Origin of the sequence: Neorhizobium sp. NPDC001467 (genome assembly GCF_050275975.1) — a bacterium.
Taxonomy (GTDB): domain Bacteria; phylum Pseudomonadota; class Alphaproteobacteria; order Rhizobiales; family Rhizobiaceae; genus Neorhizobium.
Genome location: NZ_JBNNPS010000012.1, coordinates 1 through 24430, shown reverse-complemented (window position 1 = coordinate 24430; position 24430 = coordinate 1). Strand labels below are relative to the sequence as shown.

Annotated in this window: 19 protein-coding genes and 1 pseudogene; 16 read left to right on the top strand and 4 right to left on the bottom strand. The window is 63.4% G+C overall.

The window, feature by feature from the left end:
* The first annotated feature begins 19 nt into the window (after positions 1–19).
* From ACQKKX_RS18465 to ACQKKX_RS18425, 9 genes are all read left to right on the top strand, one after another.
* Positions 20–232, top strand: a complete 213-nt coding sequence (locus tag ACQKKX_RS18465; protein WP_427572736.1) for a hypothetical protein — start codon at positions 20–22, stop codon at positions 230–232.
* 174 nt (positions 233–406) lie between these two features.
* Positions 407–625 (top strand): hypothetical protein, encoded by a 219-nt coding sequence (locus ACQKKX_RS18460; RefSeq protein WP_427572897.1) that lies wholly within the window; start codon positions 407–409, stop codon positions 623–625.
* Between the two features lie 57 nt (positions 626–682).
* The gene (locus tag ACQKKX_RS18455; protein ID WP_427572734.1) at positions 683–1354 is read left to right on the top strand and encodes a response regulator transcription factor; all 672 of its coding nucleotides are present in this window, start codon (positions 683–685) and stop codon (positions 1352–1354) included.
* On the top strand, positions 1344–2738 hold the full coding sequence (locus ACQKKX_RS18450; protein ID WP_427572732.1) for an ATP-binding protein: 1395 nt from the start codon (positions 1344–1346) through the stop codon (positions 2736–2738). The genes ACQKKX_RS18455 and ACQKKX_RS18450 overlap by 11 nt, the downstream gene beginning before the upstream one ends.
* 240 nt (positions 2739–2978) lie before the next feature.
* Complete coding sequence (locus tag ACQKKX_RS18445; RefSeq protein WP_427572896.1) at positions 2979–3332, top strand: hypothetical protein; 354 nt, start codon at positions 2979–2981, stop codon at positions 3330–3332.
* Positions 3333–3550: 218 nt separating this feature from the next.
* Positions 3551–4750: a c-type cytochrome biogenesis protein CcmI gene (gene ccmI / locus ACQKKX_RS18440; RefSeq protein ID WP_427572730.1), complete on the top strand. Its 1200-nt coding sequence runs from the start codon at positions 3551–3553 to the stop codon at positions 4748–4750.
* Positions 4747–5265, top strand: coding sequence for a cytochrome c maturation protein CcmE (gene ccmE, locus ACQKKX_RS18435; RefSeq protein ID WP_427572729.1), 519 nt, complete (start codon positions 4747–4749; stop codon positions 5263–5265). The genes ccmI and ccmE overlap by 4 nt, the downstream gene beginning before the upstream one ends.
* Positions 5262–7259 (top strand): heme lyase CcmF/NrfE family subunit, encoded by a 1998-nt coding sequence (locus ACQKKX_RS18430; protein WP_427572727.1) that lies wholly within the window; start codon positions 5262–5264, stop codon positions 7257–7259. The genes ccmE and ACQKKX_RS18430 overlap by 4 nt, the downstream gene beginning before the upstream one ends.
* On the top strand, positions 7256–7711 hold the full coding sequence (locus tag ACQKKX_RS18425; RefSeq protein WP_427572726.1) for a cytochrome c-type biogenesis protein: 456 nt from the start codon (positions 7256–7258) through the stop codon (positions 7709–7711). Before ACQKKX_RS18430 ends, ACQKKX_RS18425 begins: the two co-directional genes overlap by 4 nt.
* 81 nt (positions 7712–7792) lie before the next feature.
* Here ACQKKX_RS18425 and ACQKKX_RS18420 read toward each other — a convergent pair whose 3' ends face one another.
* Positions 7793–9574: a methyl-accepting chemotaxis protein gene (locus ACQKKX_RS18420; RefSeq protein ID WP_427572724.1), complete on the bottom strand. Its 1782-nt coding sequence runs from the start codon at positions 9572–9574 to the stop codon at positions 7793–7795.
* Between the two features lie 341 nt (positions 9575–9915).
* Between ACQKKX_RS18420 and ACQKKX_RS18415 the strand changes: the two genes are divergently transcribed.
* The 4 genes from ACQKKX_RS18415 (at position 9916) to ACQKKX_RS18400 (ending at position 16878) form a co-directional block, all read left to right on the top strand.
* Positions 9916–11478, top strand: a complete 1563-nt coding sequence (locus ACQKKX_RS18415; RefSeq protein WP_427572723.1) for a Do family serine endopeptidase — start codon at positions 9916–9918, stop codon at positions 11476–11478.
* A gap of 80 nt (positions 11479–11558) precedes the next feature.
* Positions 11559–12329 carry a response regulator transcription factor gene (locus tag ACQKKX_RS18410; protein WP_427572721.1) on the top strand — a complete coding sequence of 257 codons (771 nt, stop codon included), beginning with the start codon at positions 11559–11561 and terminating at the stop codon, positions 12327–12329.
* 26 nt (positions 12330–12355) lie between these two features.
* Complete coding sequence (locus ACQKKX_RS18405) at positions 12356–13747, top strand: sensor histidine kinase (RefSeq protein ID WP_427572719.1); 1392 nt, start codon at positions 12356–12358, stop codon at positions 13745–13747.
* A gap of 170 nt (positions 13748–13917) precedes the next feature.
* The gene (locus tag ACQKKX_RS18400) at positions 13918–16878 is read left to right on the top strand and encodes a bifunctional [glutamine synthetase] adenylyltransferase/[glutamine synthetase]-adenylyl-L-tyrosine phosphorylase (RefSeq protein ID WP_427572717.1); all 2961 of its coding nucleotides are present in this window, start codon (positions 13918–13920) and stop codon (positions 16876–16878) included.
* Positions 16879–16885: 7 nt separating this feature from the next.
* Here ACQKKX_RS18400 and ACQKKX_RS18395 read toward each other — a convergent pair whose 3' ends face one another.
* Positions 16886–19234, bottom strand: a complete 2349-nt coding sequence (locus tag ACQKKX_RS18395; RefSeq protein ID WP_427572716.1) for a PAS domain-containing sensor histidine kinase — start codon at positions 19232–19234, stop codon at positions 16886–16888.
* 153 nt (positions 19235–19387) lie between these two features.
* On the bottom strand, positions 19388–20581 hold the full coding sequence (locus tag ACQKKX_RS18390) for an MFS transporter (RefSeq protein WP_427572714.1): 1194 nt from the start codon (positions 20579–20581) through the stop codon (positions 19388–19390).
* A 112-nt stretch (positions 20582–20693) separates the two neighbouring features.
* Between ACQKKX_RS18390 and ACQKKX_RS18385 the strand changes: the two genes are divergently transcribed.
* Complete coding sequence (locus ACQKKX_RS18385) at positions 20694–21242, top strand: TetR/AcrR family transcriptional regulator C-terminal ligand-binding domain-containing protein (protein WP_427572712.1); 549 nt, start codon at positions 20694–20696, stop codon at positions 21240–21242.
* Positions 21243–21304: 62 nt separating this feature from the next.
* Here the strand turns inward: ACQKKX_RS18385 and pepN are convergent.
* A pseudogene (gene pepN / locus ACQKKX_RS18380) lies at positions 21305–23332 on the bottom strand (aminopeptidase N); the annotation flags it as partial.
* Between the two features lie 19 nt (positions 23333–23351).
* Between pepN and ACQKKX_RS18375 the strand changes: the two are divergent.
* Positions 23352–24059 carry an ATP-binding protein gene (locus ACQKKX_RS18375; protein WP_427572711.1) on the top strand — a complete coding sequence of 236 codons (708 nt, stop codon included), beginning with the start codon at positions 23352–23354 and terminating at the stop codon, positions 24057–24059.
* The coding region (locus ACQKKX_RS18370) for a response regulator (protein WP_427572709.1) at positions 24056–24430 on the top strand (375 nt) is incomplete at its 3' end. The genes ACQKKX_RS18375 and ACQKKX_RS18370, both read left to right, overlap by 4 nt.

The window sequence follows — 24430 nt, the reverse complement described above, 5'->3', positions numbered from 1 at the left end:
GTGACGAAGGAGAAAGCTCATGGATGGCATGAAAGCATGGTACCAGTCGAAAACCGTATGGGGCGCGCTGATTGCGATCGCCGCGTCGCTTCTGCAGATGACCGGGCTGACGATCGACGACGCGACGCAGGGTGAAATCGCCGATCTGGCGGTCACCGCCGTCGGCGCAATCGGCGGGCTTCTGGCGATCTACGGTCGCATTGCAGCCAGGACCGAAATCGGCGGGGCGTGACGCCTCACAATAAGGTGTGAATGGGGCGGGGGGACCTGCCGTCTGCCCCATTCATTTGCCATTCAGCCGCCTTTCACTACATAGTTCCATCAGGATCGGAAACGCACTCTGTCCCTCTTGCGGGTGGAAATGGTGGCTATGAAAAAATCGATGATCGGCGCAATGCTGTCCTGCATGCTGTTCGGCCTTTCGCCGATCCAGGCGAGCGCGCGCGATTATTTGCTGCTGGTGGCGAGCGACTGCGGCGATGCCGCGACCAAGGTCGTGCGCGATACCGGCGGGCAGCTTCTGTCGGCCCAGCCCTCCAATGACGGGCGCACCTGCATCGTCACGGTTCTGGTGCAGGGCAGTGGCGAACGTCCGCGCAAGGTGACCGTCCGGGTTCCGATGTAACTTGTCCGGTGGCGGGCGCTGCCGGGATATTCAGTTGATATTTTTTGAAAGGCCGACATGCGTATTCTCGTGGTCGAGGACGACGTCAATCTCAACCGGCAGCTGGCCGATGCGCTGAAGGAAGCCGGTTACGTCGTCGATCAGGCCTTCGACGGCGAGGAGGGGCATTTCCTCGGCGATACCGAACCCTATGACGCGGTGATCCTCGATATCGGCCTGCCGGAACTCGATGGCATTACCGTGGTGGAGAAATGGCGCGGTAACGGCAAGGTCATGCCGGTGCTGATGCTGACGGCGCGTGACCGCTGGAGCGACAAGGTGGCGGGCATCGATGCCGGCGCCGACGACTACGTCGCCAAGCCCTTTCATGTCGAGGAAGTCCTGGCACGGGTGCGCGCGCTCATCCGTCGCGCGGCCGGTCATGCATCCTCCGAGATCGCCTGCGGGCCGGTGCGGCTCGACACCAAGGCCTCGAAGGCGACCGTCAACGGCGTGGCGTTGAAACTGACCTCGCACGAATTCCGTCTTCTGTCCTATCTGATGCATCACATGGGCGAGGTCGTGTCGCGTACCGAGCTGATCGAGCACATGTACGACCAGGATTTCGATCGCGACTCGAACACGATCGAGGTTTTCGTCGGCCGTCTTCGCAAGAAGATCGGCGTCGACCTGATCGAAACCGTGCGCGGCCTCGGCTACCGCATGCAAGCGCCGAACGATGATCATTAGATCCGTCACCGCCCGCGTTCTGCTCTTGGCCACCTTGTGGTCGGCGGTGGCGCTTGTGGTGATCTCGCTCGTCATCACGGCGCTCTACCGGCAATCGGCCGAACGCGCCTTTACCGACCTGTTGCGGGCGCAGCTTTACAACGTCATCAATTCGGTCGCGATCGGCGACGACAACAACCTGGCCGGCAGCCCACAGCTGGGCGATCTGCGTTTCTCGCAGCCCGAAACCGGCTGGTACTGGATCATCGAGCCGCTCGGCACATTTGCCTCGCAGCCGCTCTCCTCCTCCTCGCTTGGCGCATCCAACATCGCCGTGCCGACGATTTTGAAAGTTCCCTTCAACAACCGGTATGAGCGTTTCTATCCGACCACCGACGCCTATGGGAACAATGTCCTGGTGGCGGAGACCGAGGTCGTGCTCGACGGGGAGGGGCGGGCGGCGCGGTTCCGTGTGTCGGGCAACCTCAACGTGGTCGCGGACGATATCGCCGCCTTTACCCGCAGCCTGTATATCGCGCTCGTCATTTTCGGGGTCTGCAGCCTGATCGTCAACGGGTTCGCCATCCTGTTCGGCTTGCGGCCGCTCGACCAGGCGCGGCGGGCGCTGGAAAAGGTGCGGCGCGGCCAGGCGGAACGGCTGGAAGGCGAGTTTCCGCGTGAGATCCGGCCGCTGGCCGTGGAAACCAACGCCCTGATCGAAAGCAACCGCCGCATTGTCGAGCGGGCGCGCATGCAGGTGGGCAATCTGGCGCATTCGCTGAAGACGCCGATCGCTGTGCTGCTCAACGAATCGCGGCTGCTCGACAAGGGACATTCCGAACTGGTGCGCAGCCAGGCGGAGGCGATGCAGGGACAGGTCCAGTCCTATCTCAACCGCGCCCGCATCGCCGCACAGCGGGAATCGCTTCTGGCCCGCACCGAAGTGGAGCCTGTGCTTGAACGGCTGGTGCGGGTGATGCGACGTCTCAACCCGGAAAAATCGTTCGCGCTTTCGGTCGCGCCGGGCGGTCTGGCGCTGGCCATGGAACAGCAGGATGTCGAGGAGACGATCGGCAACCTTCTGGAGAACGCGGCGCGCCATTCGCAGCTGGCGGTGACCCTGACGGCCACCCCGAGCGAGGCGCCGGAAGGCACCGACTCGGTCAAGACCTGGATCGAAATCGTCGTGGAAGACGACGGACCGGGACTGGAGCCGGACGAAATCAAGGAAGCGATGAAACGGGGCCGCAGGCTTGACGAGAGCAAACCCGGAACGGGGCTCGGCCTTTCGATCGTGCGCGAGATCACCTCGGAATATCAGGGCCAGATCGCGCTGTCGCGCGGGGCGCGCGGCGGCCTGAGGGCACGGCTGCTGCTGCCGGCGGTCATTCGCGATGCTGCCTGACGGCAGGGCGCGATCCCTTGGCTGTTCGCGACACGGTGCTGGAAAAAGCGAGGCTGGCCGATTTTCCACCTCGACCGGCGGGGATTAGACGCTAAATAATAGAGGCCTGACAGAAGTTTCCGATGATGACGGCATTGCGGCCGTGACGCCGGAAACCCTTGTAACGATGGCCCAACCGGTTGGAGACGCATGCGCTTTCATTTTGTCCGAATCGCTGTTTCATCCCTGCTGTCGGCGGGCATGCTGGCAAGCTGCACGACCTCCGGCAGCGGGACGCGCGTCTCTTCGGCATCCTATATTGCCGCCCTGCAGGGCGGCGTGATTTCGCGCAGCGGCATCGAATTCGACAAAAGCGATCGTCAGCGCGCGCTGGAGGCGGAGTATCGGGCGCTCGAAGGATCGCCGGGCGGTCAGCCGGTCACCTGGGCGGGGAGCGGCATTCGCGGACAGGTCGTCGCCAATGCGCCCTTCCAGGTCGGCGCGCAAAATTGCCGCCAATACACCCACACGATCACGCCGGACGGCCGCGCCGAGGTGAAGGCCCGCGGCACGGCCTGCCGCAATGCCGACGGGACCTGGACACCTTTGATCTGAACGGATTTAGCCGCGCACAGCGACTTCAAATTCCCGTGCAAAACGGTGAATTGGTCGCCATCCGGACGGCCGGACGTCAATTTCATTTGTCCCAGACCGAAGCCGGGTATATTCGAACCATTCTATAAAGGCGCGCAACGAGGCTCTGAAGCTCTCACATTCGCGTCACTGCGTGCCATGCGGTTTGACTGTTTGGCCGCTTGCGGTAATGGGCGCCTATGTTGCTTTGGATTATTCTTGCCTTTCTGACGGCGGCTGTGGCCGCGCTTCTCGTTTTTCCGCTGGTGCGCACCGCTGCGCCGGTGACCGATACACTTGAGGGGGAGGCAGCTGTCTATCGCGACCAGCTCGCGGAACTCGAGCGTGACAAGGCGACCGGACTGATCGGTGAGGAAGAGGCTGAATATGCGCGTGCTGAAATCGGCCGCCGGCTGATCGCCACGGCCGAAAAGGTCGAACGGGCGGCCGGGTACGGCAAGGCGAAGGGCGTTCCAACGCGGCGGCGCATGCCGCTGGCAGCCGTCGGCGTAACGCTGGTCGTGCCGGCCATCGGCCTCTGTCTTTACGTGGCGCTTGGCAGCCCCTGGCTGCCGGCGCAGCCGCTTGCCGCACGCCTGGAAAACCCCGGCAACGACCTCAACCTCCTGATCGCACGCGCCGAGCGGCATCTGGCGCAGGACCCGAGCGATGGCGCGGGTTGGGATCTTCTGGCGCCGATCTATTTTCGCACCCAGCGTCTCGGTGATGCCGAAATGGCCTATCGCAACGCCATCCGCCTGCTTGGCGAAAGCGCGCCGCGACTGGCGGGGCTCGGCGAAACGCTGGTGGCGGCCAATGACGGCATTGTCGTCGAGGATGCGCGTAACGCCTTCCAGACGGCGATCAGGCTGAAGCCCGATGACGCGCGGGTGCGATTCTACCTGGCGCTGGCGCTGGAACAGGCAGGCAGACAGGATGAGGCGCGACAGGCCTTTGAGGCGCTCGCCAGGGATACGCCGCCGGGGGCGCCATGGCTTGCGCTGGTCAACGAACATATTGCCAAGACCGGCGGGACGGTGCCATCCAGAGACGTGGCCGGCAGGGACGTTGCCGGCGCCGGCCGCGCGCCCGGCAATCCGACCGATGCGGACGTGGCGACGATCGGCGCGATGGCGGCGCCCGATCGGCAGGCGGCGATCCGCGGCATGGTCGACACGCTGGCCGCAAGGCTTGAGGAAGAACCGAACAATATCGAGGGCTGGTTGCGGCTGGTTCGCTCCTATGCGGTGCTGGGCGAGCGGCAGAAGGCGGCAGAGGCGCTGGAAACCGGCCTGAAAACCTTTGCGCCGACGACCGGCGAGGGTCGCCAGCTCGTGGCGCTGGGCACCGAAATGGGCGTCGCCCCCGCAAATTCCGCCGGCGAAGGAGCAAGACCATGACCCGCAAACAGAAACGCATGGCGGTGATTGCCGGTGGCGTCGGCTTCAACATGGCGGCAGTGCTTCTGGTGATGTTCGCCTTCAGCCAGTCGGTCGCCTATTTCTTCATGCCGGGTGATCTCAAGACGGCGCAGATTTCTCCCGGCACGCGCATCCGTCTGGGCGGGCTTGTCGAAGCCGGATCGGTGAAGCGCGGCGCCGGATCGACCGTCTCGTTTACGGTGACGGATGGCACGAATACCGTGCCGGTGAGCTATACCGGCATCCTGCCAGACCTTTTTCGCGAGGGGCAGGGTGTGGTGACGGAAGGATCGTTCGACACGTCGCATGCCTTCGTGGCGGACTCGGTTCTGGCCAAGCATGACGAGAATTATATGCCCAAGGAAGTTGCCGACCGCCTGAAGAAGGATGGCGTGTGGGAAGACGGTTCGGGCAAGGGCATGGCCGCCCCCAAGGAAAAACCGGCAAATGATGGGGCCACCAAGGTCGAGACAACGGGAGCGACCAAACCATGATCATCGAGATCGGTCATTTTGCGCTCGTTCTGGCGCTCGCCGTGGCGCTGATCCTCTCCGTCGTGCCGGTGATCGGCGCGGCCCGGCGCGATGCAGCGATGATGGCGCTGGCGCCGGTCGGTTCGCTCATCCTGTTTGCGCTGGTGGCGTTTTCCTTTGGCGTCCTGACCTGGGCCTATGTCGTTTCCGACTTTTCGGTGAAGAACGTCTGGGAAAATTCCCATTCGCTGATGCCGCTTCTCTACAAGTTCACCGGCGTATGGGGCAATCACGAAGGCTCGATGATGCTGTGGTTGCTGATCGTCGCGCTGTTCAGCGCGCTGGTTGTGGCGTTTGGCAGCAACCTGCCGGAAACACTGAAGGCCAATGTCCTGGCGGTGCAGGCCTGGATCGCCTCGGCCTTCCTGTTCTTCATCCTGTTGACTTCCAATCCGTTCATCCGGCTCGATCCGGCGCCGGCAGAGGGTCAAGACCTCAACCCGATCCTGCAGGATCTCGGCCTCGCCATCCATCCGCCGCTTCTCTATCTCGGTTATGTCGGGTTCTCCGTCTGTTTCTCCTTTGCGGTGGCGGCATTGATAGAAGGCCGCATCGATGCGGCCTGGGCGCGCTGGGTGCGGCCGTGGACGCTGGCCGCCTGGACGTTCCTCACCGCCGGCATCGCGATGGGCTCCTACTGGGCCTATTACGAGCTCGGCTGGGGCGGCTGGTGGTTCTGGGACCCGGTGGAAAACGCCTCCTTCATGCCGTGGCTGGCCGGCACCGCGCTTCTGCATTCGGCGCTGGTGATGGAAAAGCGCGAGGCGCTGAAGATCTGGACCGTGCTTCTGGCGATCATGACCTTTTCGCTGTCGCTGCTCGGCACGTTTCTGGTGCGTTCGGGCGTGCTGACCTCGGTGCATGCGTTTGCCACCGACCCGACCCGCGGCATTTTCATCCTCGGCATCCTGACGCTGTTCATCGGCGGCGCGTTCACGCTGTTTGCATGGCGCGCGCCGCGCCTGAAGAGTGGCGGCCTGTTCCAGCCGATTTCGCGTGAAGGGTCGCTGGTTCTCAACAACCTCATCCTGACGGTTGCCTGCGCGACCGTTCTGACCGGCACGCTGTATCCGCTGGTTCTGGAAACGCTGACGGGCGAAAAGATTTCGGTCGGCGCGCCGTTCTTCAACCTCAGCTTTGGCCTGTTGATGATCCCGCTTCTCATCGCCGTGCCGTTCGGGCCGCTTTTGGCGTGGAAGCGCGGGGATCTGCTGGCTGCGATGCAGCGGCTTTATGCGGTGGTTGGTTTCGCTTTTCTGGCAGGTCTCGTGCTCTACTATATCGAAAATGGCGGACCGGTGATGGCGGCTCTGGGGCTGGCGCTTGCCTGTTACCTGATGCTTGGGGCGCTGGCCGACCTCTGGTACCGCGCCAATTTCGGCAAGCTCGCCTTCAACGTTGCATGGCGGCGTCTCGTCGGTCTGCCACGTTCCGCTTTCGGCACGGCGCTGGCGCATTTCGGTCTTGGCGTAACCGTGCTCGGCATCATCATCGTTTCCACCTACCAGACGGAAACGGTGGTGGAGATGAAACAGGGCATGACGGCTGAGGCGGGCGGTTACAGCATCGTGTTCGACGGCATGCGCCATGCGGTCGGCCCGAACTATACCGACGACCAGGGGCATTTCTCCATCGGCAGGGACGGCGTTGTCGTGGCCGATACATGGTCGTCCAAGCGGCTTTACACGGCGCGGCGCATGCCGACGACCGAGGCCGGTATCGTTTCCTTCTGGTTCAGCCAGCTTTACGTGTCGCTGGGCGACCCGATGGATGATGGCGGCATTGTCGTGCGCATCTGGTGGAAGCCGTTCATCCTGTGCATCTGGGGCGGTTGCCTGATCATGATGCTGGGCGGTTTCGTATCGTTGTCCGATCGCCGGTTGCGTGTCGGAGCACCGAGCCGCAAGGCGAAGGCGGCACGAACGGCAAAGGCTGCGATGGAGCCTGCGCAATGATGCGCCGTCTGATAATTGCTCTCTTCGTTCTGGCAAGCGCCATGCCGGCTTTAGCCGTCAACCCGGACGAAGTCCTGAAAGACCCGGCTCTGGAACAGCGAGCCCGAAATCTTTCGGCGCAACTGCGCTGCATGGTCTGCCAGAACCAGTCGATAGACGACAGCAATGCCGAACTGGCCAAGGACCTGCGCGTGCTGGTGCGCGAGCGCCTGACCGATGGCGACACCGACAAGCAGGTGCTGGATTACGTCGTGTCGCGTTATGGCGAGTTCGTGCTGCTGAAGCCGCGCCTGAGCGCCAAGACGGTGCTGTTGTGGGCGGCTCCGATCGCGCTGCTTCTGATCGGCGTGGTGACGATGATCCTGTTCAGCCGCCGTCGCCCGCCGCTCAAGGCCGTAGCGCCGCTCTCCGAGGAGGAGAAGGCGCGGATCGACGCGCTCTCGCGCCGATGAGCCAGCCAACATCCGTTCAAAAGAAAACGCCGCGTGCTGGTACACGCGGCGTTTTCCGTCATTCGCGGCTCATCGAAGCGGTCAGGCGACCGCCTTCATCATCGACGCAGCGGCGCCGGGGACCTCGGTTGCCGGCAGATACAGCGTCTGGCGGCCGAAACCGCGGGAATCCGTGCCGCGGCTCGCGGCATCCGAACCCGGCTCGCGCACCCATTTGCGGCGGTTGAGCTTGAAGCGCCTGACCAGGGTTTCAAGTTCGGTCGCGCCGTCGGCGAGCGCGCCGGCAATGGCGCTCATATTGCTGACCATGGCGGCGTTTTCCTGGGTCATCTTGTCGAGCGAGGCCACGGCCGAGTTGATTTCGCCCAGGCTGGTCGACTGTTCCGAAGCGGCAACAGAAATCGCCTCGATATTGACGTCGATCGACTGGACGTAGCGCTCGATATCCTTGAGCGCATCGCCGGTGGCGCCGACGAGGCGCACGCCTTCCTGCACTTCGCGCGAGGAATTGAGGATCAGACCGGAGATTTCCTTGGCCGCCGAGGCGGAGCGCTGGGCAAGCTCGCGCACTTCCTGAGCAACGACGGCAAACCCCTTGCCCGCTTCACCCGCTCGCGCCGCTTCGACCCCCGCATTGAGCGCCAGAAGGTTGGTCTGGAAGGCGATCTCGTCGATAACGCCGATGATGTTGGAGATTTCCTTGGATGCCGCTTCGATGCGGTCCATGGCGTTGACGGTGGAGGTGACCACTTCGACCGACCGGGTGGCAGCCGAACGCGCATCTATGACCAGCTTGCGGGCTTCCGCCGTGCGCTCGGACGACTGACCGACGGTGACGGTGATTTCCTCAAGCGCGGCGGACGCCTGTTCGAGTGCGGTGGCCTGCTGCTCCGAGCGATGGGCGATGCCGGTGGCGCTATCGGTCATTTCTCCGCTCTTGGTCGAAAGCATGCTCGTCTGCGTGAGAACCAGTTCCAGCGTCTGCTGGAATTTTGCCAGCGATTCGTTGAAGTCATGGCGCAGATGATCGAATTCCGGCACGAAGGGCTGATCGATGGTGAAGCGGATATTGCATTCGGCAAGCCGTTGCAGACCGGCGCCGATTTCCTGCAATGCGCGCACGCGGCCGCTGACGTCGGTCGCGAACTTGACGACCTTGAAGACCTTGCCCTCGTCATCGAGGATCGGGTTGTAGGTCGCCTGGATGAAGATGGCCTTGCCCGACTTGTCGAAGCGCTTGAATTCGTCGTTGAAGAATTCGCCGGCCGCCAGACGCGGCCAGAACTCGGCATATTGCTGGGTGGCGACATAGGCCGGTTCACAGAACATGCTGTGGTGCTTGCCGACGATTTCCTCGAGCGTGTAGCCCAAGGCGGCAAGGAAATTGTCGTTGGCGTTGAGGATCTTGCCTTCCGGCGTGAATTCGATCATCGCTTGAGCGCGTTCCAGCGCCACCAGCTTGCCGTCGCTTTCCAGGCTGTGCACCTTTTCCGCGGTGATATCGCTGGCGATCTTGACGATCTTGACGACCTTGCCGCCGCGGATGACCGGATTGTAGGACGCTTCGATCCAGATTTCCTGGCCGGTTTTGGAGAAACGCTTGTATTGACCGCGGTCGAACTTGCCGGCGGCAAGCTTCTTCCAGAAATCGGCATATTCCCTGGTTTGCGCTTCGCGGGGATCCACGAAGATGCGGTGATGCTTGCCGACAATATCGCTCCGGGCATAGCCCACGGCAGCACAGAAATTGTCGTTGGCATCAAGGATCGTGCCGTCCGGCTTGAACGAGATGATGGCCTGGGAACGGTTGAAGGCGTCCAGAACATCCGACGCGTCACCGGCAATGAAGGACCTGAAGCTCACAGAAATCTCCGACAAATAAAATTTTCCGAGAATATTGATAAAAGTCATTAATTCGGCGTTACGAAGAAGCCGGTTTCAACAATATTTCTTTTACATTTCTGCTACTTAAGTCGTCGGAACATGTCTCGGTGTCAGATATGTCCCGCATGGCCGAGGATCGCATGCGGGCGGACAACGGGTCCGCTCCCTGCCGGTCTCGCTCCTGCGACAAATCCGGTCTCCAACATTACCAAGATTTCATTCAGCGGACAGGTGCAGTTAAGGTGGACGCCCCTATATCTCTCTTCATCCACCGCAGTCGTCCCCCCGCGGCGCACCACTTGAAGAGAAGAAGGTTCACCATGCCCAAGAGCACATTCGGCCGCCCCTCGCTGAAGACCGTATTGAAGACCACCACCGTTGCCGGTCTTGCAGCGGTCATGCTTTCGACCGGTATTCCGGCCCAGGTTGTCAACTCCTTCGCAGCCCCGGTCACCGTGACCGCGCCGCAGGTTCCAAGCTTTGCCGATGTCGTGTCGGCCGTCTCGCCTGCCGTCGTCTCGGTCCGCGTCCAGTCCGATACCGATGCCGAAACGGCGTCGAATGACGAACGCGGCAACGGTTTCTCCTTTGGCGGTCGCGGTTTTGAAAACCTGCCGGACGATCACCCGCTGAAGCGCTTCTTCCGCGAATTCGGTGGCCAGCAGGGCGGCCCGCGTGAACGCGACCGCGCCGAGCGCGGCGGCCCGCAGCGTCCGCATCACCTGCGCCCGACCGCCCAGGGCTCCGGCTTCTTCATCTCCGAGGACGGCTATGTCGTCACCAACAACCACGTCGTCTCCGACGGTTCGGCCTATACGGTCGTGCTCAATGACGGTACCGAACTCGACGCCAAGCTGATCGGCAAGGACAGCCGCACCGATCTTGCGGTCCTGAAGGTCGAGGTCGAGAACCGCAAGTTCACCTATGTCAACTTCGCCGACGACAACAAGACGCGGGTCGGCGACTGGGTCGTGGCCGTCGGTAACCCGTTCGGCCTCGGAGGAACGGTGACGGCGGGTATCGTTTCGGCGCGTGGCCGCGACATCGGCTCTGGCCCTTATGATGACTTCATCCAGGTTGATGCCGCTGTCAACCGCGGCAATTCGGGTGGCCCAACCTTCAACCTCAATGGCGAAGTGGTCGGCATCAACACCGCGATCTTCTCGCCTTCCGGCGGCAATGTCGGCATCGCCTTTGCCATCCCCGCCTCGACCGCCAAGGATGTCGTCGCCGACCTGATGAAGGACGGCAAGGTGGAGCGCGGCTGGCTCGGCGTTCAGATCCAGCCGGTCAACAAGGATATCGCCGAAAGCCTCGGCCTGGCGGAGCCCAAGGGTGCGCTGGTCGTTGCTCCGCAGGAGGGTTCCCCGGGTCTCAAGGCCGGTATCAAGCAGGGTGACGTGATCACCGCCGTCAACGGCGATCCGGTCGAGGATGCCCGCGATCTCGCCAAGAAGGTGGCGGCGTTTGCCCCCAATACCAAGGTCGAGCTTTCGATCTGGCGCAGCGGCAAGTCGCAGTCAGTTCCGGTCACGCTCGGCAACATGGCCGCCGACGAAGCTGTCAATGCAGAAGCGTCCGGCGCGGAAGACACCAGGCCGTCGACCGAACAGGCGCTCGCCAGCCTCGGCATGAGCGTGCAGCCTTCCGATGAGGGCGCGGGCCTGACGATCACCGATGTCGACCCCGATTCCGAAGCGGCTTCGCGCGGCATCAAGGAGGGCGAGACCATTACCTCGGTCAACAACCAGGAAGTCTCTTCCGCCGCCGACCTCAAGAAGGTCGTCGAGCAGGCCAAGAAGGACGGCCGTACCCGCGCGCTGTTCCAGATCGAGGCCAATGGGACGAGCCGGTTCGTGGCGCTGCCGATCAACGAGGGCTGATGTTTCGTCAGTCGTGATGGGAAGGGGGCGTCCGGGCGAAAGCCGTTCGGACGCCCTTCATGTTTCAAGGGAGAGGCAAGATGGACGCCAGTCGCGATCAGGATGTGGGCGAGAAGATCGGCGTGACGAAATCCGCTTTTACCGAAGCCGCGCGCGAGGCTATTGTCCCGCACATGAAGATTCTGGTGATTGAAGACGATCTCGAAGCCGCCGCCTACATGACCAAGGCCTTTCGCGAGGCGGGCATCGTGGCCGATCATGCGAGCGACGGCGACAGCGGCCTGTTCATGGGCACGGAAAATACCTATGACGTGCTGGTCATCGACCGCATGCTGCCGCGCCGCGACGGGCTTTCCGTCATTTCGGAGCTGAGGAAACGCGCCGTCAACACGCCGGTGCTGATCCTTTCGGCGCTGGGCCAGGTCGATGACCGCGTGACGGGCCTGCGCGCCGGCGGCGACGATTACCTTCCCAAACCCTATGCCTTTTCCGAATTGCTGGCCCGTGTCGAGGTGCTGGGCCGCCGCAAGGGCGCGCCGGAACAGGACATGGTCTACCGTGTCGGCGACCTCGAACTTGACCGCCTGTCCCATGAGGTGAAGCGCGCGGGCAAGGAAATCCTGCTGCAGCCGCGCGAATTCCGGCTGCTCGAATATCTGATGAAGAATGCCGGTCAAGTCGTGACCCGCACCATGCTGCTCGAACATGTGTGGGACTATCACTTCGATCCGCAGACCAATGTCATCGACGTGCATGTGTCGCGGCTGCGCGCCAAGATCGAGAAGGATTTCGACAAGCCACTGCTGAAAACCATTCGCGGCGCCGGCTACATGATCAAGGACGAGGCGTGACCCGCTTTTCGACGAGGCTTCGTCTGATGCTGCGGTCGACTGCCGTGCGGCTGTCGGGCCTCTATATCATTCTGTTTGCGCTGTGCGCCGCCTTCCTCGTCTTCTATGTGACGGCGATGTCGGAACGGCTGCTGGTGCAGCAGACGCGGCAGACCGTGCAGGAAGAGATCAACGACATCCAGCGCGCCTATGAGCGCGGCGGCGTCAACCTGCTTTTGCGCATGATGGAACGCCGGGCCCGGCAGCCGGGGGCGAACCTTTACGTGATCGCCGGACCGAACGGGGAAATGCTGGCCGGCAATGTGGCCTCCGTGCAGCCGGGCCTGCTTGAGACCATCGGCTGGACCGACTTGCCCTTCACCTACGAGCCCTATTCGGAATCGCCGCGCCCGGGCCGGCATTTCGCCATCGCCAACGTCCAGCAGCTCGATAACGGCCTGCGGATGATGGTGGGGCGCGACCTTGGCGACCCGAGTCGTTTTCGCACGATCGTGCGCCAGGCCCTGATGGTGGCGCTGACGATCATGGGCGTTGGCGCGCTGATCATCTGGTTCGGCATCGGCCGCAATACCTTGAAACGCATCGACCGGATGTCGGCGGCGAGCCAGAAGATCATGGACGGCGATCTTTCGCAGCGGCTGCCGGTCGGCCGCTCCGGCGACGAGTTCGACCGTTTGTCTGATTCCCTAAATGCCATGCTGGGGCGGATCGAAAAGCTGAACGAAGGCCTGCGGCAGGTCTCCGACAATATTGCCCATGACCTGAAGACGCCGCTGACGCGGCTGCGCAACAAGGCCGCCGATGCGCTCGGCGAGGACGACGACACCACGCGCCGCAACGCGCTGGAGGGGATCATCGGCGAATCCGACCAGCTGATCCGCACGTTCAACGCCCTTTTGATGATTTCGCGGGTGGAGGCAGGATCGATTGCCGCCGAAATGTCGCCGGTCGAACTGTCCGCCATTTCTGCCGACTGCGCCGAGCTTTACGAGCCCGTGGCGGATGAGGCGGGTCTGGTTCTGACGACGCAGATCGAGCCGGGTTTGAGCGTCAACGGCAATCGCGAACTGATCGGCCAGGCGATCTTCAACCTGATCGACAATGCGATCAAATACGCGGCCGACGCGGATGGCGACAAGACGATCCTGGTGAAGCTGATGAAGGCGCCGGACGGATTGTGGCTTTCCGTGTGTGACAATGGGCCGGGCATTCCGGCCAACAAGCGAGACGAGGTGAAGAAGCGGTTCGTGCGGCTTGACGAGAGCCGCACCAAACCGGGCACAGGGCTCGGATTGTCGCTGGTCGAAGCGGTCATGGAACTGCATGGCGGAACGCTCGAGCTTTCATCGACCAATGGCGATGAGGCGGCCCTTCCGGGCCTGACGGTAACGATGGTGTTTCCGGTGGTGAAGGGGTGACTGCACCCTGATTCGGTGGACGTCGACATGCCGATTGGTCTTTCCGTCATCCTTGGGCTTGTCCCGAGGATGACGGCGGAGAGGTTCGTAGTGCTGTCGACAGTCAAAAGGTGATACATCCATCTGCCAGATGCTATAGGCTTTCGACGGGGAGTAACCAGGAGGTGCCCATGTCGGAGACCGGAAACCGGCTCGATGCGGTGAAGGCGGATGTCATCCAGCCATTCAACAAGACGGAAGCCAAGGCCGCAACGGCCGCGCTGAAGGAGATGGCGGCCGCCGAACCGGCAATCGCTGGGCTGCTTGCCGAAGACAGCCCGCTCAGGAATTTCGTCGTCGCGGCCTTCAGCCTGTCGCCTTATCTGCGCGAGACGGCGACGATTACACCTTCCATTCTCACCGCCGCCATGAACGAGCCGCTGGAGCCGCTTCTCGCGCGTCTCGTTGACCGTGCCCGCAATTGCTGTCGCGCAGATGTGAATGGCGCCATTCCCACCGAAGCCGAAGTCATGGTGGCGCTGCGCCGCGCCAAGCGCGAAGCCGCTTTCGTGATCGCGATCGCCGATCTGGCCCGCATCTTTTCCGCCTTCGACACCACCCGCTGGCTGACCGCGCTGGCCGATGCCTGCGTTGCCGCCGCGATCGATCACCTGCTGCTCAATGCGCATGCCGGCGGCAAGCTGAAGCTGCCGGATCCCGACGCGCCGAGCCGCGACAGCGGGCTTGCGGTGATCGGCATGGGCAAGCATGGCGCCGGCGAACTGAACTATTCCTCCGATATCGATATCGTCGTCTTCTACGAGGCCGATGCCGGTATCCTGCCCGATCCGCTCGACGCCTCGGAAATCTACGGGCGGATGATGCGCCGGCTGGTGAGGATCCTGCAGGAGCGCACCGGCGATGGCTATGTGTTTCGCACCGACCTGCGGCTGCGGCCCGATCCCGGCTCGACGCCGCTCGCCGTCTCGATGGACGCGGCGATGATCTATTACGAAGGTCGCGGCCAGAACTGGGAACGCGCCGCCTATATCAAGGCGCGGCCGGTTGCCGGCGATCTTGCGGCCGGTACGCTGTTTCTAAAGCAGCTGCAGCCTTTCGTTTTCCGGAAATACCTCGATTACGCGGCAATTGCCGACATTCACGCCATCAAGCGGCAGATCCATGCGCATAAGGGGTATGGCGATATCGCGGTCAAGGGCCATGACGTCAAGCTGGGGCGCGGCGGCATTCGCGAGATCGAGTTTTTTGTGCAGACGCAGCAGCTGATCGCCGGCGGCCGCATGACGGATCTGCGCTCGCGCCGCACCGACGAGACGCTGGCGGCGCTGGCGCAGGCCCGCTGGATCACGCCGGTGGTGGAACGCGAGCTGACGGCGGCCTACTGGTTCCTGCGCGATGTCGAACACCGTATCCAGATGGTGCGCGACGAACAGAGCCACAAACTGCCGACCACGGAAGCCGAGCTGAAGCGCATCGCCCTGATGATGGGATTTGCCGATACGGCCGCGTTTTCCACGCGCATGGACACGGTGCTTCGCACCGTCGAGCGGTGTTATGCCCGCCTGTTCGAGAAGGAGCCGGAGGGCGGCGAGGCAAGGGCGCCGCTGATCTTTGCGGCCGGACAGGACGATGCGAAGACACTGGATCATCTGAGCACGCTGGGTTTCGAGCGCGCTTCCGACATGTCGCGGTTGATCCGCGCCTGGTATGCCGGTCGTTACCGCGCCATGCAATCGGCCGAGGCGCGCGAAAGGCTGACGGCCCTGATGCCGGACCTGTTGAGCGCCTTTGCGGCCGGAAGACGCCCCGATGACGTGCTTTTGCGCTTCGACAGTTTTTTGTCGGGCCTGCCGGCCGGCATCCAGCTGTTTTCGCTTCTGGGCAGCAATCCGGCCCTGCTGTCGCTGCTCGTCACCATTCTCTCATCGGCGCCGCGCATGGCCGATATCATTGCAGCGCGACCGCATGTCTTCGATGGTCTGCTCGATCCGCGACTGATGGCGGAAATGCCGGCCAAGACGGAGGTTGCCGGGCGGCTCCATGCCTTCGTCGGCACGTCCGCCCATCATGAAGACGTGCTCGACAGGCTGCGCATCTTTGCCGCCGAACAGCGGTTCCTGATCGGCGTGCGTCTGCTGACCGGCGCGATTACCGCCGATGCGGCGGCGCGGGCCTTCACCGATCTCGCCGATCTTCTGATCGAGCGTGCGCTTTCCGCCGTGCTGGGCGAGATGGAGGCGGCGCACGGACCGTTTCCGGGTGGGCGGGTGATCGTGCTCGGCATGGGCAAGCTTGGCAGTTTCGAACTGACCGCGGGTTCCGATGTCGACCTCATCCTGCTTTACGATTACGACGACACGGCTGACGAATCGACGGGGGCGAAACCGCTCGATGCGATGCGCTATTTCGCGCGGCTGACGCAGCGGCTGATCGCCGCCCTTTCGGCGCCGACGGCGGAAGGCATCGTGTTCGAAGTGGACTTGCGCCTGCGCCCCTCCGGCAACAAGGGACCGGTCGCGACACGCATCAACGCCTTTGGCAAATACCAGCGCGAAGAGGCCTGGACCTGGGAGCATCTGGCGCTGACGCGGGCGCGGGTCATATGCGGCGACGACAGTCTGCAAAACGAGGTGGATGCGATCATCGACGCGGTGCTCGCACAGAAGCGCGATGTGGCAAGGGTAACGGCCGAAGTCGCTGAGATGCGGGCGCTGATTGCGCAGGAAAAGCCGCCCAGGGACATATGGGATTTCAAGCTGATCGCCGGCGGCCTGGTCGATCTCGAATTCATGGCCCAGTACCTGCGGCTGATCGCCCCCGCGCGCGGAGTAAGGGCAGATACGCGAGGGATGAGCACGTCCGAGGCGCTGAAGGCGCTCGGGGCTGAGATGATGGCGCCGGGCGATCTCGACACGGCGCTGGACGCGCTTGCGCTGTTCACCGCGCTCTCGCAGACGGTGCGCCTGTGTATCGACGGCGATTTCGATCCCGGCGAGGCACCGCAGGGCCTGATCGAACAGTTGTGTCGCGCCGGCGATTGCGCCGACCTGAAAATGCTGGAGGGCGAGGTCAAACGGCTGTCGAAGGCGGGACGTGAGATTTTCGGCCGCGTGGTGTCGGTGCGCGGGTAGAAAAGGTTCAGCCGGCGCGCTTGTGCAGTGTGGTGCCGGCAAGCTGCTGGTGCGGGATATAGAGCGACACGACCGTGCCCTTGCCCATCAGCGAGCGGATGCGCATGCGTCCGCCATGCAGCGCCACCAGCGAACGGGAGATGGCAAGCCCGAGGCCCGATCCGCCCTTGCTCTTGGCATATTGGCTCTGGACCTGTTCGAACGGCTGGCCGATCTTGCTCATCGCCGCTTTCGGGATGCCGATGCCGGTATCCGCAATCGACAGCATCAGGCCCTTGTCAGTCCGCCGGGCGCGCAATTCCACGTGGCCGCCTTTGTCGGTGAATTTCACCGCGTTGGACAGGAGGTTGAGCAGGATCTGCTTCATGGCACGGCGATCGCCGACCATCGCAAGGCTGTCGGTGAGGCGGTGATTGACGCTGACGCCCTTTTCCTGCGCAAGAATGGCCGTCAGACGCAGGCTTTCCTCGATCAGCGGCGCCAGATCCATGCGCTCGGCCTGCACCATCATGTGGCCGGCCTCGATCTTCGACATGTCGAGAATATCGTTGATGACGTTCAACAGGTGCTTGCCGCTGTCGTGGATGTCGCGTGCGTATTCGCTGTATTTCGGGGAACCGACCGGGCCGAACATGCCGTTCACCAGAACCTCGGAGAAGCCGAGAATGGCGTTGAGCGGCGTGCGCAGCTCGTGGCTCATATTAGCCAGAAATTCCGATTTCGCCTTGTTGGCGGCTTCGGCGCGTTCCTTCTCGGCCTGATAATTGCTGTTGGCGAGCGACAGTTCGGCCTTCTGGCGCTCAAGCTTCTTTTGCGAGGAGGAGAGATCGCCGATCGTCGCCATCAGGCGGCGTTCGCTTTCGCGCAGGCGTTCCTGGTTGCGTTTGAGAAGCGAGATATCGGTGCCGACCGAGACCATGCCGCCATCGCGGGTGCGGCGCTCGTTGATCTGCAGCCAGCGGCCATCGGCAAGCTGCACTTCGGTGGTGCGCGAAAAGCCGCTGATATCGGGATCTGCAACCCTTCGCTCGACCACCGGACGTGCGGCGGCCATCATCAGCTTGTTGCGTTCGGTGCCGGGCACGAGCACGGTGTCGGGCAGGCCATAGGCCTGCTGGTAGTGCTCGTTGCACATGACGAGACGGTCGTTCTTGTCCCACAGCACGAAGGCTTCCGACGTGCATTCGATCGCATCGGCCAGACGTTGGTCGGCTTCGGCGTAGCGCTGGGCGAGGCGGTGCTGTTCGGTAACGTCCATGGCAATGCCGATGACATGGGTCTTGCCCTGTCCGGTCTCCATCACCTGGGCGCGGGCCCGCATCCACACATAGTGACCGGCCGCGTGGCGCATGCGAAACACCTGGTCGATCTGCTTGGCATTGCCGCGACCGACGGCGCGGGCAAGCGCAAAGAGGTTGCCATCGGCTGGATGCATCATGCGGGCGGCATCAGAAAAGGTCAGCATGTTGCCGCCGGGCGGCAGGCCGAGCATCTCATACATCGACCGCGACCAGTAGAGCCGCCGATTGGGCAGATCGAAATCCCACAGACCGCAGCGCCCGCGCGACAGCGCCGTTTCGACCCGCAGATTGGATTCCAAAAAGATCTCGTCGGCGTCGCGGGCGCGCTTCACCTGCATGTAATAGGCGTAAAGCACGATCAGCAGGATGGCGGAAATTCCGGCAAACAGGGTGACGTTGAGCGATACCTGCTGGCGCCAGAGCGCGTTGGATTCGACCAGGGACTGGGCGGAAATGATCAGGCCGCCATCGGTCCCGACGGGGCGGATGGCCGCGTAAAGCGGCATGTCGTTGAAGACGGTTTCGATAATGCCGTCCTGGTCGTCGAAACGGCGCAGCGCCGCGGTTTCCGGCAACAGCGCGTCGAGCCGGCGCCCGATATAGGGGGCGGCACCGGAAGAGCCGCCGAAGATCGTGCCCGACGCATTGACGAACATGATGAAGGCGCCCGGCTCGAAGCGATCCTTCGGCAGGAAGGCGAACAGACGCGCTTCGGCGGCGGCGCGATCGCTGCCGGCAAAACTCTGGGCATTGCCCGCAAAGGCGGCGCTGGCGGTGGCAGCGACGAGGCGCGTGGTTTCGCGCGAGGCGCCCTGGAGCCGGTCATGTTCCGACACCAGCGCCAGCAGGCGCGAGGCGGCGATGACCATCAGGAAGGCCATGATGAGCAGCGGAATGGAACGCTTCAGGAAAAGCTCTGCACGCGGAATGCGGCTGGACAGGATCGGTCGCAGCGAAAGGCCGCCGCCGGACATCAGGCTGCGTAGCGCAGTGAAGACAGGAAATTTGAGACGCAGCCGCTCATCGGCTGCGGTTGCCCGCTGCACGTTCGCCATGGTGACCGTTCGTTTGAACCTCGTGATGATTCGCAGTGCCGCCCGCGAACTGAAGACAGTGAATCATTAGTGATTCTTCATGTCCAGAGGGGCGATAACAAATTTTTAACGAATTGATTCCACTGACGATTCGGACCGGCTCAGCCCCTTGCCTCAGAGGCCGGACTGTGCTCCGACGTGCCGACTGCGCGTTGCGGCGAGGGAAACCAGCGCCAGCGTCATGATGCCGGCGCCATAGGCGAAGGCCGTGTTTGGCAGGCCCGCCCAGGGAGCGGCAAGGCCGGCCAGAATTGCCGGCAGCGAGAAGGCGAGATAGCTTTGCACGAGAAAGGCCGCAAACAGGCCCGCCCGTTCATGGCCCTGCGCCAGCGGCAGAACCAGCTTGAGGACATTGGCGAAGTTCGAGCCGAAACCGAGCCCGGCGATGGCAGTGCCGAGAAACAGCAGGGCGACGGCCTGCGCGCCAATGCCGAACAGGGTGACGGTGACGCCGGCAATCAGGCTGCCGGTGCCGATCTTCAGCGCTAGCCGGGGCGCCATGCTGCGCAGGCCAAGTACGGAGAGCGTGGCGGACAGCATCAGCGTGGCGACGACGGCAGCGCCGACAAAGGGCGAACGGATGCCGGTGACGGCGCTGACCAGCGACGGCATCAACGACAGATAGAAGCCTCCGAGCGACCAGCCGGCGATGTTGACCGGGCTCAGCCGCAGGAGGCTGGCCCGTGCGCCGAGGGGCACGGCCACATTCGGCTTGAGCGCGGCAAGCGCGCCGTAGCGCAGCGACGCGGTTTCCGGCATGCCGGCCAGCGCCAGCATGGCGGTGAGCGTGAACGCCAGCAGCAGCACATAGACGAGTTGCGTCGGGAAGGGAGCGAAGGCGGCAAGCACGCCGCCGGCGAGCGTGCCGATCATCAGGCCGATGAAGGCGGTGATGCTGTTGAGGAGCGGTCCGCGGGTCTTGTCGCAGTCGAGCAGCGTGGCGCCGAATGTGGGGAAGGCGATGCCGGTGGCGAGACCCTGGACGATGCGTGCCGCAAACAGCATCCCCGCCGACTGTGCGAGAATGAACAGGCAAAGGGCCAGCGCATTGAGGGCGAACGCCATCAGGATCAATGGCTTGCGGCCCAGATAGTCCGACAGGCTGCCAAAGATGAGAAGGGCGACTAGGAGCGCAAAGGCATAGGCGCCGAAGATCAGCGTCACCATGCCCGGGGACAGATGGAACAGCGTCTGATAGACGCCGTAAAGTGGCGTCGGGGCGCTGCTGGTGGCCGAGATCAGCGCGGCGCCGAAAAAACTGTAGACCATCATCCGGCTGTGGTTTCGCGGGTGGGGCGCTTGCGGCATGGGATCACCTTAATGCAAAATATTTGCGTTAAGGTGATGTAGTTGCGTATTGCTACTAAAGCAATATCTTTGCATTAAGAATACCGATGCGGCGAGCGGCAGGGAGAGGCGAGTGGCAAAGGAAATGGTCCGCCAGGGCGGGCGCAGCGCGCGCATTCAGGCGGAAGTGCATCGCAGCGTGCACGAGCTTATGCAGGAGATGGACCGCAGCGCGATCACCGTGCCAATGATTGCGGAAAGGGCGGGGGTGACGCCCTCGACCATCTACCGCCGCTGGGGCGATCTTTCCGATCTTCTGGCGGATGTGGCCGTTGCCCATATGCGGCCGATCGCCGACCCGGATGATACCGGCGCGTTGGAGAGCGATCTGGAAGCCTTCATTCTGCAATATGCCGAGGAAATGTCCACGAGGGTGGGACGGGACATGCTGACCGACGTTCTGTCCGGCGGCAATACGGCAGCGATCAAATGCTGCGCTTTCACCACCCGGCATCTCGAGACCCTGCGCGCGCGCGCTCTGGCCCGCGGCGAGGGCGAGCTTGACGTGGATCTGGCCATCGACCTGATCATCGCGCCGATCGTCTACCATATCCTGTTCGGCGATCGCGAACCGTCGCCGGACTATTGCCGCGGCCTGATCGCCCGGTATTTCGAAGCGTAAAGCACATACGGAAACGCCGGGGCAAAACCCCGGCGTCGATTTCGTTCAGACCTGAAATCCGATCAGGCCTTCAGCATGCGCTCGACGATGTCGCGCACATCGGTCGACAGCTGCGGTGCGCGCTCGATGTCCATCAGGGCCGCGCGGGCATGGTCGGCGCGGGCGGATTCCAGCGAGCGCCAGGAGCGCATCGCGGTGAGAATGCGGGCCGCGAGCTGCGGGTTCTTCGGGTCGATCGCGAGGATTTGGCCAGCGAGGAAGCGATAACCTTCGCCATCGGCGCGGTTGAAGCCGGTGGCGTTGGAGAAGGCAAACGCGCCGACCAGCGAGCGCACGCGGTTCGGGTTGCTGCCGTTGAACCTTTCGTCCGCCATCAGTGCCTTGACGCGGGCAAGCGCATCGTCACCCGGAATGGTCGCCTGGATCAGGAACCACTTGTCGATGACGAGAGGATTGTCGGCAAAGCGCTCGGCAAATGTGTCGAGGGCTTCGCGCGCTTCGGTCGATGCCGGAAAGCGGTGCGCAAGCAGCGTCAGCGCCTGGGCAAGGTCCGTCATGTTGTCGGCTTTGGCAAAAGCTTCGGCAGCACGTGCAGGGGTGTTTTCGGCCAGTGCCAGATAACCGAGGGCCGCATTGCGCAGCGAACGCTTGCCGGCGCTCTCTGCATCCGGCGTGAACGCACCCTCGACCCGCATCGCGTCAACGAGCGACAGGAAAGTGTCACGGCCGGCATCTGCGATTGCCGCAAGCACGGCCTGGCGGCCGGCATGGATGGCATCCGGATCGTTGTTGCCGCCGAGTTCGCGGGCAATGTCTGCCTCGCTCGGCAGTGCCAATGCCTGTGCACGGAAGGCCGGCTCCAGCGTCTCGTCGGCGGCAGCTTCCAGGAGCGCGGCGATGAAGGCCTTGTCGCAGGTGACCGGCTGGCCGTCCCGGGCGTCGCCTGCCGCCTTGACGAGGTTCGGCAGGGCGAGATCGGTCAGCGCCTGCCAGCGCGAGAAGAGGTCGGTGTCGTGGCGGGCGATGTGGACCAGATCTTCGGTCGTCTGATCGAAGGACAGGTTGATCGGCGCCGAGAAGGACCGGTTGAGCGACAGGACCGGACGCGCGGAGATGCCGGCAAAGACAAAGGTCTGGCTGCGCTCGGTCAGATGCAGGACATCGCCGGTCACCTCACCGCCGGACACCGATGCCGGTTCGGCAATCGAACCGTTGTCGAGGATCAGCGCGAAGGACAGCGGGATATGCATCGGCTCCTTGTTCGCCTGGCCGGGTGTGGCCGGGATCGTCTGTTCGAGCGTCAGTGTGAAGGTGCCGGCGGCCGCATCATGGGCGGTGGAAACGGAGACAAGTGGCGTGCCGGCCTGATGATACCAGCGCGAGAACTGCGACAGATCGCGGCCCGTGGCATCCTCGAAGCATTTGACAAAGTCTTCGACCGTGGCGGCATCGCCGTCATTACGTTCGAAATAGAGGTCCATGCCCTTCTTGAAGCCCTCGGCACCAAGCAGGGTCGCAATCATGCGGGTGACTTCCGATCCCTTTTCGTAGACGGTCGTCGTGTAGAAATTGTTGATCTCTCGGTAGACGGTCGGGCGCACCGGATGGGCGAGCGGGCCGGCATCTTCCGGGAACTGTTCCGATTTCAGGTGGCGCACTTCGGCAATACGCTTGACCGCGCGCGAGCGCATGTCTGCGGAAAACTCGTGGTCGCGATAGACCGTGAGACCCTCCTTCAGGCACAGCTGGAACCAGTCGCGGCAGGTGATGCGGTTGCCGGTCCAGTTGTGGAAATATTCGTGGGCGATGATCGCCTCGATATTGGCGTAATCCTGGTCGGTCGCGGTTGCCGGGTCGGCCAGAACATATTTGTCGTTGAAGACGTTGAGGCCCTTGTTCTCCATGGCGCCCATGTTGAAGTCTGAGACCGCGACGATCTGGAAAATGTCGAGATCGTATTCGCGGCCAAAGCGTTCCTCGTCCCACTTCATGGAGCGCTTCAACGCGTCCATGGCGTAGTGGGCGCGGTCTTCCTTGCCGTGTTCGACATAGATTTTCAGCGTGACTTCACGCTCTGACATCGTGACGAACTAGCGAACCACTTACCGAGTGATCCAGGAAGCACTGACGAACGCGGCGAAGCACGCCCCCGGAGCCCCCGTCACCGTCGAACACGCGCAGAACGAGAGCGGGACGACGGTGGACATCACGAACGGCCGCCCCCGGCACCGCGCGGGCCCGGCGGGCAGCGGCACGGGCCTCATCGGCCTGCGGGCCGGCGTCACGGCACTGGGCGGCTCGTTCGAGGCCGGCCCGCACGGGGAGGGCTACCGCGTCAGCGCCAACATCCCGACCAGGAAGACAGCCGGCCCCGACACCGCAACACCGGGGGCCCTCTTCACATCGGCGAGGCGCCTGGCACACCGCAGGGTCGGGGTGGCGTTCGGGGCGGCGGCAGCGGTGGGGGCGGTCCTGATCGGAGGGGCGTTCGCCTGGTACGCGTACACGAAGACGCACGCGGTGCTGACGCCGACCGCGTACGTGGCCCTGAAGATCGGAACGCCGCTGGAGGAGACGGTCCCGCGGCTGCCGGACCGCACGATCAGCGACCCGCCGGTGGACCGGGCGCCGACCCCACCACCACCGGGAACGGACTGCCGCTACTACAGGGCGAGCGGCGAACTGTTCGTCCCCGTGGACCACTTCAGGCTCTGCTTCGACAAGGACGACCGCCACGAACTGCTGGAGAAGAGTGTGATCCCCAGGCCAGGCACAACGGACCAGGTGCAGGAACAGAGGCGGGAGTGGGCGAGATGATCCGAGTGCTGCTGGCGGACGACGAGGCGATGGTCCGGGCGGGCGTGAGCGCGATCCTCGCGGCGGGCGGCGACTTCGAGGTGGTGGCGGAGGCGGCGGACGGCCGCGAGGCGGTGAGCCTGGCGCAGGCCCACCGCCCCGACGTGGCGCTCCTGGACATCGAGATGCCCGGCATGACCGGCATCGAGGCCGCCGCCCAGCTCAGCGAGCACCTGCCCGCCCTCAAGGTCGTCGTCCTCACCACGTTCGGCCGCCCCGGCTATCTCCGTACGGCGATGGAGTCCGGCGCCCACGCGTTCCTCGTCAAGGACGCCCCCGCGGCCCAACTCGCGGAAGCCGTACGCAAGGTGCTCGCCGGTGAGCGCGTCATC

Excerpts from the sequence above, each read along its gene's own strand:
- ACQKKX_RS18395 (WP_427572716.1), bottom strand. The coding sequence starts at position 19,234 with ATGGCGAACGTGCAGCGGGCAACCGCAGCCGATGAGCGGCTGCGTCTC.
- ACQKKX_RS18430 (WP_427572727.1), top strand. The coding sequence starts at position 5,262 with ATGATCATCGAGATCGGTCATTTTGCGCTCGTTCTGGCGCTCGCCGTG.
- ACQKKX_RS18455 (WP_427572734.1), top strand. The coding sequence starts at position 683 with ATGCGTATTCTCGTGGTCGAGGACGACGTCAATCTCAACCGGCAGCTG.
- ACQKKX_RS18400 (WP_427572717.1), top strand. The coding sequence starts at position 13,918 with ATGTCGGAGACCGGAAACCGGCTCGATGCGGTGAAGGCGGATGTCATC.
- ccmE (WP_427572729.1), top strand. The coding sequence starts at position 4,747 with ATGACCCGCAAACAGAAACGCATGGCGGTGATTGCCGGTGGCGTCGGC.
- ACQKKX_RS18460 (WP_427572897.1), top strand. The coding sequence starts at position 407 with ATGCTGTTCGGCCTTTCGCCGATCCAGGCGAGCGCGCGCGATTATTTG.
- ACQKKX_RS18415 (WP_427572723.1), top strand. The coding sequence starts at position 9,916 with ATGCCCAAGAGCACATTCGGCCGCCCCTCGCTGAAGACCGTATTGAAG.
- ACQKKX_RS18405 (WP_427572719.1), top strand. The coding sequence starts at position 12,356 with ATGCTGCGGTCGACTGCCGTGCGGCTGTCGGGCCTCTATATCATTCTG.
- ACQKKX_RS18465 (WP_427572736.1), top strand. The coding sequence starts at position 20 with ATGGATGGCATGAAAGCATGGTACCAGTCGAAAACCGTATGGGGCGCG.
- ACQKKX_RS18445 (WP_427572896.1), top strand. The coding sequence starts at position 2,979 with ATGCTGGCAAGCTGCACGACCTCCGGCAGCGGGACGCGCGTCTCTTCG.
- ACQKKX_RS18410 (WP_427572721.1), top strand. The coding sequence starts at position 11,559 with ATGGACGCCAGTCGCGATCAGGATGTGGGCGAGAAGATCGGCGTGACG.
- ACQKKX_RS18450 (WP_427572732.1), top strand. The coding sequence starts at position 1,344 with ATGATCATTAGATCCGTCACCGCCCGCGTTCTGCTCTTGGCCACCTTG.
- ACQKKX_RS18425 (WP_427572726.1), top strand. The coding sequence starts at position 7,256 with ATGATGCGCCGTCTGATAATTGCTCTCTTCGTTCTGGCAAGCGCCATG.
- ccmI (WP_427572730.1), top strand. The coding sequence starts at position 3,551 with ATGTTGCTTTGGATTATTCTTGCCTTTCTGACGGCGGCTGTGGCCGCG.
- ACQKKX_RS18390 (WP_427572714.1), bottom strand. The coding sequence starts at position 20,581 with ATGCCGCAAGCGCCCCACCCGCGAAACCACAGCCGGATGATGGTCTAC.